General features: G+C 33.0%; 14 protein-coding genes, 1 pseudogene and 1 other annotated feature. Of the genes and pseudogenes, 7 read left to right on the forward strand and 8 right to left on the reverse strand.

The features are described 5' to 3' along the window. Nucleotides 1-482: 482 nt before the first annotated feature. Nucleotides 483-697, forward strand: a binding site (T-box leader). 43 nt (nucleotides 698-740) lie between these two features. Continuing rightward, nucleotides 741-2,117, forward strand: a complete 1,377-nt coding sequence (locus ACFX4G_RS24180) for an amino acid permease (protein ID WP_043981862.1) — start codon at nucleotides 741-743, stop codon at nucleotides 2,115-2,117. Between the two features lie 167 nt (nucleotides 2,118-2,284). Here the strand turns inward: ACFX4G_RS24180 and ACFX4G_RS24185 are convergent, their stop codons facing one another. Further along, the gene (locus tag ACFX4G_RS24185; protein WP_377577479.1) at nucleotides 2,285-2,728 is read right to left on the reverse strand and encodes a hypothetical protein; all 444 of its coding nucleotides are present in this window, start codon (nucleotides 2,726-2,728) and stop codon (nucleotides 2,285-2,287) included. 186 nt (nucleotides 2,729-2,914) lie between these two features. On the opposite strand from ACFX4G_RS24185, the gene ACFX4G_RS24190 reads away from it, so the two are divergent. Then, entirely contained in the window at nucleotides 2,915-3,640 is a 726-nt protein-coding gene (locus ACFX4G_RS24190; RefSeq protein ID WP_377577482.1) for a ZIP family metal transporter, read from the forward strand. A 192-nt stretch (nucleotides 3,641-3,832) separates the two neighbouring features. Here the strand turns inward: ACFX4G_RS24190 and ACFX4G_RS24195 are convergent, their stop codons facing one another. The 4 genes from ACFX4G_RS24195 to ACFX4G_RS24210 all read right to left on the reverse strand — a co-directional run bounded on the left by ACFX4G_RS24195 (nucleotide 3,833) and on the right by ACFX4G_RS24210 (nucleotide 6,656). Then, entirely contained in the window at nucleotides 3,833-4,165 is a 333-nt protein-coding gene (locus ACFX4G_RS24195) for a hypothetical protein (protein WP_230184770.1), read from the reverse strand. A gap of 174 nt (nucleotides 4,166-4,339) precedes the next feature. Then, the gene (locus tag ACFX4G_RS24200; RefSeq protein WP_377577486.1) at nucleotides 4,340-5,008 is read right to left on the reverse strand and encodes a DUF3885 domain-containing protein; all 669 of its coding nucleotides are present in this window, start codon (nucleotides 5,006-5,008) and stop codon (nucleotides 4,340-4,342) included. A gap of 289 nt (nucleotides 5,009-5,297) precedes the next feature. Then, nucleotides 5,298-5,486, reverse strand: coding sequence for a hypothetical protein (locus ACFX4G_RS24205; protein WP_013082641.1), 189 nt, complete (start codon nucleotides 5,484-5,486; stop codon nucleotides 5,298-5,300). A 315-nt stretch (nucleotides 5,487-5,801) separates the two neighbouring features. Then, nucleotides 5,802-6,656 carry a malate synthase gene (locus ACFX4G_RS24210; protein ID WP_377577489.1) on the reverse strand — a complete coding sequence of 285 codons (855 nt, stop codon included), beginning with the start codon at nucleotides 6,654-6,656 and terminating at the stop codon, nucleotides 5,802-5,804. 640 nt (nucleotides 6,657-7,296) lie between these two features. Between ACFX4G_RS24210 and ACFX4G_RS24215 the strand changes: the two genes are divergently transcribed. Continuing rightward, the gene (locus tag ACFX4G_RS24215) at nucleotides 7,297-7,500 is read left to right on the forward strand and encodes a cold-shock protein (protein WP_016763693.1); all 204 of its coding nucleotides are present in this window, start codon (nucleotides 7,297-7,299) and stop codon (nucleotides 7,498-7,500) included. Nucleotides 7,501-7,765: 265 nt separating this feature from the next. On the opposite strand, the gene ACFX4G_RS24220 is transcribed toward ACFX4G_RS24215, so the two are convergent. Beyond that, nucleotides 7,766-7,966 (reverse strand): cold-shock protein, encoded by a 201-nt coding sequence (locus ACFX4G_RS24220; RefSeq protein WP_013056497.1) that lies wholly within the window; start codon nucleotides 7,964-7,966, stop codon nucleotides 7,766-7,768. A 737-nt stretch (nucleotides 7,967-8,703) separates the two neighbouring features. Here ACFX4G_RS24220 and ACFX4G_RS24225 point away from each other — a divergent pair. Beyond that, a pseudogene (locus tag ACFX4G_RS24225) lies at nucleotides 8,704-8,901 on the forward strand (MerR family transcriptional regulator); the annotation flags it as partial. A gap of 624 nt (nucleotides 8,902-9,525) precedes the next feature. Here ACFX4G_RS24225 and ACFX4G_RS24230 read toward each other — a convergent pair. Together ACFX4G_RS24230 and ACFX4G_RS24235 are read right to left on the reverse strand one after the other, a co-directional pair. Next, a complete protein-coding gene (locus ACFX4G_RS24230) occupies nucleotides 9,526-9,954 on the reverse strand; it encodes an ArsI/CadI family heavy metal resistance metalloenzyme (protein ID WP_162214031.1) in 429 nt (142 codons plus the stop codon). A gap of 50 nt (nucleotides 9,955-10,004) precedes the next feature. Next, on the reverse strand, nucleotides 10,005-10,334 hold the full coding sequence (locus ACFX4G_RS24235; protein ID WP_043981853.1) for an ArsR/SmtB family transcription factor: 330 nt from the start codon (nucleotides 10,332-10,334) through the stop codon (nucleotides 10,005-10,007). A 407-nt stretch (nucleotides 10,335-10,741) separates the two neighbouring features. Here ACFX4G_RS24235 and ACFX4G_RS24240 point away from each other — a divergent pair, with 407 nt between their 5' ends. The 3 genes from ACFX4G_RS24240 to arsC are packed head-to-tail and all read left to right on the forward strand — an operon-like array spanning nucleotide 10,742 to nucleotide 12,853. Then, on the forward strand, nucleotides 10,742-11,089 hold the full coding sequence (locus ACFX4G_RS24240) for an ArsR/SmtB family transcription factor (protein WP_028410070.1): 348 nt from the start codon (nucleotides 10,742-10,744) through the stop codon (nucleotides 11,087-11,089). 18 nt (nucleotides 11,090-11,107) lie between these two features. Then, nucleotides 11,108-12,406, forward strand: a complete 1,299-nt coding sequence (locus ACFX4G_RS24245) for an arsenic transporter (RefSeq protein ID WP_318331380.1) — start codon at nucleotides 11,108-11,110, stop codon at nucleotides 12,404-12,406. A 24-nt stretch (nucleotides 12,407-12,430) separates the two neighbouring features. Then, a complete protein-coding gene (gene arsC, locus ACFX4G_RS24250) occupies nucleotides 12,431-12,853 on the forward strand; it encodes an arsenate reductase (thioredoxin) (protein WP_097823748.1) in 423 nt (140 codons plus the stop codon). The last annotated feature ends 22 nt before the right edge of the window (nucleotides 12,854-12,875 follow it).

Below are 12,875 nucleotides of genomic sequence, written 5' to 3' on the forward strand. Positions count from 1 at the left end.
GGATGGAGATCATCTTGGCGTCTAGATGAGTAGCGTTAGCTACACTGTAAGAAAGCGACTTCTTGTCGCACCATAATCAAAATTATAAGAAGTAACAAACCTTTAAAATTCCTATTATTAAAGGTTTTTATATATTTATAATTCAAATTTTGTAAAAGAAAAGTTCTAAAAAGGATAATAACTCTTGCCTTGTTATATTCTTTAGGATACAATACTGAGATATTTCCTCACCATTTTTATTCTGATTTGAAAACCTACTGTACTCTTGTTTGCACAGTAGGTTTTCTATTATAGAAAAGCGTACAATTCAATCACAGTACAAATGATTGGAAAAGGAATGATTAAATACCGAATAGTGGTAATGATTATCTTTATGTAAAATCTAATAACTCTTCTTATAGCTGTAAATAGATAAAAACATATTGACATTTAATTTCAAACTAACTATGATGATATACATTACATACACTTTAATTTAATAAACAAAAGCTAAGATAGGATCTTAAGTAATCCTAATCTCCCTGTTATAGAGAGCTGATAATTGGTGGAAGTCAGTACAAAGATTAGAGATGAAATTCACTCCTAGAGCTTCCTCTTCTAATGGTGTTTTAGAGAGGACGGATAAAACCGTTATGGTAATTAAGAGGTAAGATGTTTTTACAATATAGGGTGGTACCGCGAAATTTTCGTCCCTGCTGAATAATTCAGCAGGGACTTTTTTATGTTAAAAGGAGGGCATCATGAAAGAAAATACTGCATCAAAGAATACGTTAAAAAAGCAATTATTACCGCGACACATTCGAATGATTGCTATTGGAGGAATGATTGGAACAGGGATTTTCAAAGGGAGTGCTGATACAATTGGATTAGCAGGACCTTCGGTTATCTTTTCGTATCTATTTGCTGGACTATTGCTTCTCATTGTAATGGGAGCTTTGGCTGAAATGGCTATTGTATACCCATCGCACAATATGAAAGATCTAATTCAAAAAGCTTTTGGAAGACGTTTTTCTTTTGTAATGGGGGCTACTTATTGCTTTATGTGGCTTACTGTGTGCGTTATTGAAGTCATCGCTGCAGGTAGTTTTCTGCAATATTGGTTTTCTTCTATTCCTTTATGGATTCTTTGTCTTATTTGTTCAATTGTACTTATTTTAATTAATGCTACAAGCGTAAAGTCTTTTGGAGAAATTGAGTTTTGGTTTGCTGGTATTAAAATTTTTGTTATTATTGCTTTTATTTTATTAGGTATAGCGATACTATTTGGAATTATGCCAAGTAATAATTCATCTTCTCATTATCTTCATAATTATAGTGATTTTGTGCCAAATGGCTGGAAAGCCGTTTTTTCTACATTACTTGTAGTCATTTTCTCGTATGGAGGATCAGAACTCATTGGTTTAACTATTACGGAAACAAAAGATGCTGAAAAGGTATTACCAGGGGTAGTTAAAGGCGTTATGTGGAGAGTAGTTCTGTTTTATACTTTGCCTATTTTTATTATCTGTGGCTTGATACCATGGGATAAAATTGATGCAAATGCTAGCCCTTTTGTCCAAGTATTTGAAACAGCCGGGCTTCAAGGTGCTTCTCATATTATGAACTTTATTTTATTAACAGCTGTCCTTTCAGCAGCCAATTCAGGTATTTATGGCTGTACAAGGATGCTTCATTCTTTATCTCAGTCGGGAGATGCTCCTAAAAGTTTGTCCTATGTAAATAAACAAGGCGTACCTGTTTACAGTTTAGCTTTCAGTGTCCTATTTTTATTATTGGGAACGTACCTCGTATACTTATATCCTGAAAAAGCTTTTTCTTATTTATTAGCTATTCCTGGATTTACAGTTTCTCTTATATGGATTAGTATTTGCTTAGCTCAGCTAAAGCTACGTCCTCAATATAAAGAAAAACCATATTTTAAACTTTGGGGCTTCCCTTATTTAACGCTTTTTGCCGCATGTACATTAATTATTAGCTTCATAGTCTTTCTCATAGACAGTGCGAATAGGTTAAGCTCTATAGTTTGTGTAGCATTCGTTCTTATAATGGTAATTATTTCATTTTTCAAAAGGAACACCAAACCTACTTCTCTTGAAGTACCGAATGATACCAATTAGATTTTACATTCTTCAAAAACTTAAATCAAAAAAAGATACTTTATAAAGTATCTTTTTTTGATTTATAGAATCACTTGCTTCATCTGAGGGCATTTTTAGTGATTTAACTCACGATTTGTTTTTGGGATTTTGCTCTTCATTCCAAGCCTCTAAGGTTTCAAGGCCTGTTAAGTGCCCAAAATGGTGATATATGATTGCGTTTGACATACCTTTGTTATCCACACTGTAAATTCGTTAATCATGTTAATTAACTCGCGAATGTACTTGTTTTTTTGATGATCAAACTGTTTGTACGTTCCCTCTACTTTGCTAAAATCAATCCATTTCTTTAGTTTAATCATAGGCGGATTAGTGCTCAAAAAATATGCGAGTTCTTGCAGCTGATTACTAATCCTTAGCCATGTTTCTGCCTTGATTTCTGTCACTTGGGTAGGTTGGTACTGTGGCACATACTTGCAAATCGTGGTATAGAAATAAGCAAAAGCTTCATCAGCAAAATAGACCGAGTCTTTATTCCAATACTTTGCATTGTACTCACCTGGTTTCACTTCTATATAATAAGCATTTTCGACCTTGTCCACATTGGTTATCATTTCAAAAGGAGATTCCATAGTAACACCTCTTTTTTAGATAACGTTAGTATGTCCTTTTTTATTAGTGATTTACCTAAAAATTACTCCCAAGTTAATATCGTGTACTTTTATTTTTTTAACCATTTATAAAACATAGGTATGATTGCCTTTCCTTTGAATAGGTTAGTTGTAAAAAAACCATATAGCCGAAAGGAAGTAGCAATTATGCATATAGAAATGAATATCTTATTTACTTTAGGTTCTTTAATGGGTTTATTAGCAGGAGGAGGACTTCTCGGATTAGTAAACCATCTGGCAAGGGGAAGAATCCAATTTATGTATGCTATATGCGGTGGAATCTTATTGGGCTTATTGTTCTTTGATATCCTTCCGTCTACTTGGCATCTATATGATTTAAGAGGCGTTTTATTAGGAATTGTAGCCGGATATATCATCATGCTATGCATTGACCTCTTTTTGCATAAACAAAACAGCGAAATTTCACCCTTACAGGCACTTATCTTATTAACGGTTGCTATTTTTTTTCATAATGTCATCACAGGTATTACATTTGGAATAACAGATATGCACCAATCAGCTTCTGTATTCGCAGCTACCCTTTTACATCAGGTCCCAGAGGGGATGGCAATTATGACAGTCCTCTCTATAGCAAAAATACCTAACACCTTCTTTTTACTAATTATAGCCATTCTGTCGCTGTCTTTAGGAGGCAGTTTATTCATTGGTGAAAGTGTACAAGTTTCCTCACTTAAACTACAAGCTTTATCGACTGGCGCAGCAATCGGTACACTGTCTTTTGTTATCTTTCATGAAATAATTGGAAATACCATCAAGCACTTCAGAAAATTGCATGTATGGCTATTAATTTCGCTAGGATTCGTAATTATTTATGTTTATCAATATTCTCTTTCATTATTTCATGGCCATTAGAACGATTAAATTTAAGTGTCAAAAAGACACCTGCAAATGTATGCAGCTATACCTCACTCTGATCATTTATAAAAGAAGAACATTTCACACAATGTTCTTCTTTTACATTACTTCCTAGGGTCATGATTATGGTAACTAGAAATAACTGCTTAGAATCCATATTTAATTCTCCTATATGTAAGCATTTGTATGTTACCACTCTCTCCACTCTTCTGTAATATCCTCTTCAGTCTCTAAGCCAGCTGCATTTGCAGCTTTAATGATAAAATCGCAAAGTTCTTCTCTTTCTAACGTTTCAATGAAATAATCAAATTGTTCATTTAATTCGTTTAATCCTATAACTACCTCTTTTACATATTCTAAGATATCTTGTTCTGACATTTTATCTACAGAATCTTTAAGTCTATTCATATAAGTATCAAGGATTTCATCAGTGGCTTTAATATTCTCTACAGTGAAAATTTCATCATCTTCCATTCTTTGTTGCCAAGCTACTGTCGGTTTATTATTTTTTAGGTCTTGCATTATTGTAATATCTCCTTAGGGTCATATTTCCATTGAGCTATAAGCCTAATGCTAATCTGATTATATATCAAAATTAACCTAGAAGATTGTAGATACCCTTTTTATTTTTAGTTACTGTAAGACAGGTGATTATGGATATAAAAAATGTGCTAATTAGTGGATGAATCCTACTTTTCACTTAAATAAAAGGTCAATTTCTTCTCGATCATAATCCAAAATCCAATTATTATATTCTTCATAAAGAAAGCGTATAGATTCTTTACTTGAGGCTAAGACATCACATCCACGATCATCATACAAATGAAAAATCATTTTTTTAGAGAGATTAATAAAGTAAATATCATAACTACTTTGGGAATTACTCTTCAGAATAGTAGATGGATGAGCAAAGTCTTCATAATTAATAGCCTTTAAAAGCTGCGCATATCTTAATTCTGTTTTCTTACAAGAAAGTACAAAGCGATGGGTCAAAGATTGATCATCGTCTTCATCTTCATCCTGAAATATACTCGGCAAACAGTGATGGTTTAATTGATATAGCCGCTGTTTATCTTTTATGTATTTTAAATAAACGTTTAAAGGTCTTTTTTGAAGGAAACGATCTTTGTTCGTAGTATGTACATCCGTAACAAAAAGAATCTCATCTCCCTCTCCAAATACCCTTTGAAATAATGTGATTGATCGATGAAAAGCTTGATTCAAACAATCTTTTTCGTGAGATGAAATTAATGGATCTGATATTTCAAAGCGAATGCTATATTTCCATGAATAAAACAGAGCTGGACTTAAAGTTAATCCTTCAAAGTATTTTTCTGAAAATAAAGGCAGAGTGTTAGTGCTCATGTATTTTTCTCCATATTTTATAGTTTATAAGTAACTTTTTTTACTTAAACATTAAGTAATTGTTTTAATTCTTTTTTTTAAGCTTTTATAGTGCCCATTAATATGGTCAAGTTCTAACTCCATTTCAATTAATTGTTCTATAACTTTCTCTTTATCTAGTGAAGAGCTAAGAAGAGCTTTAATTAACCGCTCAATTTTATTACTACTCTCAGAAATGTTATTTAAATTTAAATCAGTCTATTTATTAAAATAAAAAGCACCTCAATTAATAGATGCCTAGTTTTTATTATTATTTTTCTTCTGTAATCATAAACTGTACCACGTTATTTAAATTGATGTGCACTAACTCTTTTTCATTCGAAATGAATCTTTCATATTTTGTTATATGACTAATGACTTCTTTCTTTGATGCGGCTTCGAATTTTAATTCCTTTGTCCTGCCATTTATAAATTCGAAAATAACTTTAAATTTAAGCATAGGTGTATCTCCTCATTATCTACTTATTATTCTTGTTTCATCAATTCTTCTTCAAAGAAAAAATACTTGGATATTTAGTAACCGTATAAGAGTATCTTTTCATGTTTTTTACATAATGAATTTTTAAGATTGTTACTAATTCATTCGATACTCTTATAGTTACTGTTTTTCCATCACTAAATATTTTCACGTTATATCCTTCATCTTCTCTCCTACGTTCTGTTCTTGCCTTTTTAATAGCGAACAGCTAAGGAATGTTCGCTATTAATGATGGGTGAGAAAAATGTGTCAGTCCTATTATCTTTGGGCTAACGTTTACATACGCATCAATGCGCCATTAGGCTTTGGTAACTCCTCAGCTGTTATCAGATTCATTTTACAAAAATGTTCAAAAAATTGTTGTGCCAGCTCTCTTTCCTTTGGGTCATTTTTTAACTCAGCTATATCAAGCAAAATTTGAGCCATCCATAAATTATCAAAATAACGATATTTACCTGTATTCCATGTCATTTTTTGGGATGTTCTTTCATTTACATAATATTTCCAGAAAGGCATCTGATCCGATTCCTGTTCTGTAAGCTGGAGTCTGTATTTTGAATGAGCAGGAATATATCCATCTTCACAAAGCTTACCGATAAAATCTTCATTCACCATATAGACGCCTAAGATACGTCTGTCTTTTTCAGGCATACTGGAATCTATTGCTGTTAACAAGACAGCACTATTTTGGTGCAAACGGATGGGTTTGGTTGGCTTCCCCTTGTTATTACCGCTTTTTATTACACCTGAAAAAACCTTCCACTCTAAAAAAGAACTATTCTGTTCTTCTATGTCACACCAAAAAACCATTTGTGATTCAGAATGAAGTTTATGATTTTTCATAAGTTTTTCAAGTCCCCAGCGAAGTTCCTGGTTTTTTCGTTGTAGTTTTTTTTCCTCTTCCTTCTTCCGTTCTTCCTCGTTGTGTTCCATTTCCTTTTTTTCTATAATTTTTTCGAGTGAATGAGCAACACTTTTATCATGCAGTTTTAGATGCTTTCCAAATACATCAGGGAAAACAAACTTTTTATTTTCCGATGCGAAATGTATTTCAATACTAGAATCATTACATTTAACTATACTACCTATCCCAAAAAGCTTGTGTGTAACTTTCTTATTGATTAGATTCATTATTCTAGGCCTCCTTGTAGAATAAAAACTCGGTTACTATTAGATGGTAAATTAATAATTTTATTCAACTAACTTACCTTTAAAGCTCACACAACTGTTTGAGTTTTTTTCAGTTTTAAAAAAGGGTATTGAAAAAATGTATCCATAATTCTATCTGAAAAAAACACAGCGGAATTCGGAATACGATCGAAAAAACAATTGTAAAACTATTATAACATTTTTTGAAAATATTACAAATTTTTCATTGACAATATATTTTAATTTGAGGTAAAATGAAGTTTTATTATTTATAATAACTCGAAATAAAAGTTTCCAACAAGTCATGAAACTTCTGGAAAGTCCCTATAAATAACCATTTGATTACCGGTGATAAGCGAAATGATTCCACCATTAAACTAATCTTTAAACTAACCCTCCTTACGTTGGCGGCTTAGTTTAGGGATGTACTACTACGGTAAGTGGTGCAATTAAAAAGCAAAAGAAGAAGATATGAACATTATTACCAAGTGTTTAGAAATTCTTATATCAAAAATTCCGTGCATTATTCCATGAAAATAAAATGGTAAGAAACACTAATTTATATAAATGATTATTACTCCTTTATAAGCTATAATGTAGTATGAGGAGTAGTGATGTTAGTATGTATTATTACGGCAAAAGAAACCAAGAACCTTTAGCTCAAGAACAAACAGAGGTTTGGGAATGTACAGTAGAAGATTGTAAGGGCTGGATGAGAAAAGATTTCTCTTACGACAACCATCAAAAATGCCCTTTGTGTGGAAATCACATGGAAGCTGGAGAACGGCTTATTAATAAAATCCCCCTTAATCCCCATCGAAGATAATTTGTACCAATGCTATCGCATAGATTAAAAATTACTACTATATTATTTAATTGAAAATATAGTTAATTTATTTGCATTTGCTTTCTATTTCTAATGTATGTTATAACTAGTTATACCTTGTATCGATCGTCTTGTCTAAAACCCAGGCTTTTTTTAAAGCCTGGGTTTTCTATTGAACTAATAGTAGATAAATCATGGTTTTTTAATTATAAGACCATAAAAAAAGGACTCCTTCATAAGGAGTCCTTTTTGTTATCACTTTTGATTATGCTTTATGAACGTTAGCAGCTTGTGCTCCACGTTGACCTTGCTCGATATCAAAAGTCACTTTTTGACCTTCTTCTAATGATTTGAAACCTTCACCTTGAATAGCACTGAAATGAACGAATACATCGTCTCCGCCTTCGATTTCAATGAAACCGAAACCTTTGTCTGCATTAAACCATTTTACTGTACCTTGTGTCATAATGTTGCCTCCTGCTGTGGAATATTCCACAAATGTATTACCTTTCTTGCCCAATCATACTATTTCAAGATAAAAACTTCTGTTTAAGGTTTTTTCTTCTCTCAATCTTATACCGAACAAAAACAAGTTAAACATAGTGTAACACATAGAGATATTGATAGCAAATAATTGCTTTTTCCCCTTCTTCACTAAAAACAGTATTATGAGAAACGCTCAGAATTGGAACGAGTGGACAATCACCCGCGAAATAAAGAATATCTTCTTCTGATAGCTTCTCAGTACAACATTTCAACACTTATGCACCAGAATCCCCTTAACTATGTATAGTTAATTTATGGTTAAGTTTTTCCAATATAGATAGTCTCAAAAAGTACACTTTTTGGGATTGTAAAAAAATGACTTAAAAAACAGCTATCCCATTCGAAAAAAAATACTTTTACGGACTCCTAATTTTTAACTTTATTCAAACACTAAAGGAATAAAGTTAAAAAATTTATTGGAATTAATAAAATTGCTTTAACGAAACTTAAAAAAGGTTAATTAATACTTTTAATGAATTAATTTACTTTTAATTTATTTTTAACCATATTTTAATGATTCACTATAATTATTGGATTATAATGGAATCGCCAAAGTGATTATCCTTCTTTCAACTTGCTTTCTATTATACTGATAAAGAATGGAAATAGGAGAGGATAATCTTGACTAAAAATCATCCATATTTAGATGAGAAAGTTATGACTATAAAAATCGTTACTGAAATGACAGGTTTATCAGAAAGACAAGTTCGTTATTATGAAGAGCGAGAGCTTATTTTTCCAAAACGAAACTCTTCAGGTACCCGAATGTATTCCTTTTCCGACATTGAAAGGTTAATGGACATTGCAGAAAAAATTGAAGATGGTGTTAGAACACGGGAAATGCGTAAGGATTTATTTTAAAGTAGGTGAATTTGATTTGTTCCTTTAGTCTTTGTTCATGCTTACTCAATCTCTATATTCAATATTTACTGGGTTATTTTTATTCGGATTTTTTATAAATGTATATAAGATAAGACTTTTATGCACTCCATTATTATTTAGCCTAGAGAAAAACATTGATACATAAGGGACGTATAAAGATGTCTATATTTTATAAAAATCATTCTGTTAGAACCCTTATTCCCATAAAGGTTCTCTTTTTCATATGTTCCTGAAAGAGTGATTATGGTAACATTAAGTAAGCCCCTTTGTGTTAAACTGTACACAGAAACTTGTATGAGTCTGGGGGCAATATAATGAAATGTGCAATAGGGATAGTTCTTATTGCTCAATCTTTATTAACGTACTTAACTATTAAGACAGCATATACTCCTTACACCGTTAGAATATTAGATAGAAATACTGGAGTTATGAAAGTTTCCTATAGTTTCCCTTTAACGTACTGGTTAATCTTTATAGGTTTGGGCATCATGTTTTTAGTGGGAACATATTTAGTCTTTGCTAAAGAAAAGAAGCAGATCTTTAATTAAAGGTCTGCTTTTTATTTTTACCGATAAATGGTTTTATGTTAACTAATGATTAACAACAAGCATTAGTTACAGGTAGCTTTTCATTTGGCCCATCGCTGTTCTTGTGAACCTCACTATCAGATTTCGTATAAAAGAATTCCCATTCGTTTCCGTCCGGATCTGTTACCCAAAACTTATCTTGCACAGCATAGCAGCAAGTTGTATCCATTTCTTCACGAGCAAAGAAGCCTTCTTTTTCTAATCGTGATTTATGAGAATGAATTTCTTCAGGAGTTTCTACTTGGAAGCCGAAATGATTCACTTGATTACCTTTTACTTCGTCTCGTACGTTTAAAGTAAAATTTAATCCTGGCTCATCTACTAAGAATTTAGCGTAATCTACTTTCGTTTTCACAGGTTGAACGCCAAATACCTTTTGATAAAACTCCATGGACGCCTCTAGATTCGTTACATTAATTCCTACGTGAACATATTTCATTTACACTTCCTCCTTCGCATTATAAACAATATTATTTTAAATATATTAATTTAAGAGCAGGAGCCGCTTTTACTTGTATCTTTTCTAAACAAGCAGCAAAGCTCCTCAGATAACAGGTGATTTACCTCTTTATCATGTAAATCATAATAGCTCCATGTCCCTTTTGTTTCTTTTGTGATAAGGTTTGCTTCTAATAAAATTTTTAAATGATAGGAAAGTTTAGATTGAGACATCCCAAAGAATTCAGTTAGGTCACATACGCATGTCTGTCCCCGCTGGCAGAGCTCATACATAATTTCTAATCTCTTTTGATCAGCAAGTGCTTTAAATTTTTGTTCGTACTGTTTAAATGGGTGCTTTCCTTCCTTAACTGTTTCCATTGTCATTCTCCTTCATCAACTTTTTTTGATTTAATGATCGAAGCTTTCGGCAGCTTTTTTAAAGTTACTATATGTAGTTTCCCCTCTTAGCATAGGATCTTGATGAAAAAAACGCTGAAAGATTAGGTTTTGTGCTTCCTTCTGGTCCATCCCTTGGGTGTTCATAACTAAATGAAAATAGGCTCGAAAGTACGTAACAGATAAGTTTCCAGAGTTGTTGACTCTCACTGCTTTCATCCTCACTTTCATAAATCAATTTTTTTTGATGTATTCATCATATCTGGAAAATTCAGATAAATCAAGACATTAATCAACTTTTTTTGATTAATGTTTAAAATGTATATTTTCGTTGAATATATAATAAAATACTTATATAATTATATTTGAAAATAAGGAGGTGAGTCATAATGGATGTAAAAGCGCAGGTAGAAGTGGAAAAAGCAGTACAGATACTGAAGCTGCTTGGAGATAAGACAAGATTGTCAATGATGAAGCTGCTCCAAAATAACGAGTGCTGTGTTTGTGAGCTAGTTGAAATTTATAAAGCAAGTCAACCGGCTATTAGCCAACACTTGCGGAAGTTAAGAGCTATCGAACTCGTAAGTGAAAGACGAAAAGGACATTGGATCTTCTATTCCTTAAATAAAGAAAACAGCTATTATCAGTTTGTCCTTGATATACTCGATTCTTTACCAAGCGAAGATGAACGATTAAAAGAACTAGAAAAGCAAGGTTTACGTATTAATTGTTGCTAATAATAGGAGGTCTGTAAAGTGATATCAGTTATAGTAGCCTCCCTCATCTTCTTAGTGACATTGATTTTTGTCATTTGGCAGCCAAAGAACTTGTCTATTGGTTGGTCAGCATGTGGAGGCGCAGTATTAGCTCTTTTAGCAGGTGTGGTTGATTTCCATGACGTGCTGGATGTAACTCAAATTGTATGGAATGCAACATTAACGTTTATTGCAGTTATTATTATTTCCTTAATTTTAGATGAAATTGGATTTTTCGAGTGGGCAGCTTTACATATGGCGCGTACTGCAGGAGGCAATGGCGTTCGCATGTTCGTTTATGTATCCCTCCTTGGAGCTGTAGTAGCAGCATTATTCGCAAACGATGGAGCAGCCTTAATTCTAACACCTATTGTACTTGCCATGGTACGAGCACTTAAATTTGAGGATAAAATGGTCTTCCCTTTTATTATCGCCAGTGGATTCATTGCAGATACAACATCGTTACCTCTTGTAGTAAGTAACTTGGTCAACATTGTATCAGCTGATTTCTTTGGTATTCGCTTTTCTGAATTTGCATCACGTATGATTGTGCCAGATCTGTTCTCACTTTTGGCAAGTATTGTTGTCTTATATTTGTACTTTCGTAAAAGCATCCCTAAGAAATACAATCTAGATGATTTACAGAAACCGGTTGAAGCCATTAAAGATAAGAAAATGTTCCGTTTATCAGGAATCGTTTTATTCATTTTAGTTCTTGGTTACTTTATTGGTGAGTTTTTCGATATTCCTGTTTCTATTATCGCAGGTATTATTGCGATTTTATTCTTAGGAATAGCAAGAAAGAGTCCCGCTGTTCACACTAAAAAAGTGCTAGCAGGAGCTCCGTGGGCGATTGTTTTCTTTTCGATTGGTATGTATGTTGTTGTCTATGGATTACGTAATGTAGGGCTAACTAAAGTATTAGCAAGCCTCATTCAAGCAACGGCTGACCATGGATTATTTGCTGCAACCATTGGCATGGGATTCATTGCAGCCATACTTTCATCGATTATGAACAACATGCCAACCGTGATGATTGATGCTTTGGCCATTGATGCAACTTCTGCAACAGGTACAATTAAAGAAGCCTTGATTTATGCAAATGTCATTGGTTCGGACTTAGGACCAAAAATTACACCTATTGGCTCTCTAGCCACTCTCTTATGGCTCCACGTTCTTTCGACAAAAGGAGTTAAGATTTCTTGGGGAACCTATTTTAAAACAGGTATTATCTTAACCATCCCAACATTGTTTATTACGCTTGTTGGTTTATATATTTGGTTATCAATTATTTCTTAACACATCACAAAGGAGATTTTACACATGTCTAAAAAAACACTTTATTTCTTATGTACAGGTAACTCTTGCCGTAGCCAAATGGCTGAAGGATGGGCAAAAAAATATCTAAATAATAATGAATGGGATGTACGCAGTGCAGGGTTAGAAGCTCATGGATTAAATCCCAATGCTGTAAAAGCAATGAAAGAAGCTGGTGTTGATATCTCAAACCAAACATCTGATGTCATTGACCCTGAAATTTTAAATAATGCGGATTTGGTCGTTACATTATGTGGCCATGCAGCAGATCACTGCCCAGTAACGCCTCCCCATGTGAAACGTGAACACTGGGGATTTGACGATCCTGCAAAAGCTGAAGGAACAAATGAAGAGAAATGGGCGTTCTTCCAGCGTGTACGTGATGAAATCGCTGAACGTATTCAGCGTTTTGCTGAAACAGGTAAATAATTAATCAAAAAGCAGTCTATTT

The organism is Priestia sp. YIM B13486 (assembly GCF_042787865.1).
GTDB classification, from domain to species: Bacteria; Bacillota; Bacilli; order Bacillales; family Bacillaceae_H; genus Priestia; species Priestia megaterium.

What these genes read in the sequence shown, in the direction of transcription:
- ACFX4G_RS24180 (WP_043981862.1), top strand. Translation starts at nt 741, where the DNA reads ATGAAAGAAAATACTGCATCAAAGAATACGTTAAAAAAGCAATTATTA.
- ACFX4G_RS24185 (WP_377577479.1), bottom strand. Translation starts at nt 2,728, where the DNA reads ATGGAATCTCCTTTTGAAATGATAACCAATGTGGACAAGGTCGAAAAT.
- ACFX4G_RS24190 (WP_377577482.1), top strand. Translation starts at nt 2,915, where the DNA reads ATGCATATAGAAATGAATATCTTATTTACTTTAGGTTCTTTAATGGGT.
- ACFX4G_RS24195 (WP_230184770.1), bottom strand. Translation starts at nt 4,165, where the DNA reads ATGCAAGACCTAAAAAATAATAAACCGACAGTAGCTTGGCAACAAAGA.
- ACFX4G_RS24200 (WP_377577486.1), bottom strand. Translation starts at nt 5,008, where the DNA reads ATGAGCACTAACACTCTGCCTTTATTTTCAGAAAAATACTTTGAAGGA.
- ACFX4G_RS24205 (WP_013082641.1), bottom strand. Translation starts at nt 5,486, where the DNA reads ATGCTTAAATTTAAAGTTATTTTCGAATTTATAAATGGCAGGACAAAG.
- ACFX4G_RS24210 (WP_377577489.1), bottom strand. Translation starts at nt 6,656, where the DNA reads ATGAATCTAATCAATAAGAAAGTTACACACAAGCTTTTTGGGATAGGT.
- ACFX4G_RS24215 (WP_016763693.1), top strand. Translation starts at nt 7,297, where the DNA reads ATGTATTATTACGGCAAAAGAAACCAAGAACCTTTAGCTCAAGAACAA.
- ACFX4G_RS24220 (WP_013056497.1), bottom strand. Translation starts at nt 7,966, where the DNA reads ATGACACAAGGTACAGTAAAATGGTTTAATGCAGACAAAGGTTTCGGT.
- ACFX4G_RS24230 (WP_162214031.1), bottom strand. Translation starts at nt 9,954, where the DNA reads ATGAAATATGTTCACGTAGGAATTAATGTAACGAATCTAGAGGCGTCC.
- ACFX4G_RS24235 (WP_043981853.1), bottom strand. Translation starts at nt 10,334, where the DNA reads ATGGAAACAGTTAAGGAAGGAAAGCACCCATTTAAACAGTACGAACAA.
- ACFX4G_RS24240 (WP_028410070.1), top strand. Translation starts at nt 10,742, where the DNA reads ATGGATGTAAAAGCGCAGGTAGAAGTGGAAAAAGCAGTACAGATACTG.
- arsC (WP_097823748.1), top strand. Translation starts at nt 12,431, where the DNA reads ATGTCTAAAAAAACACTTTATTTCTTATGTACAGGTAACTCTTGCCGT.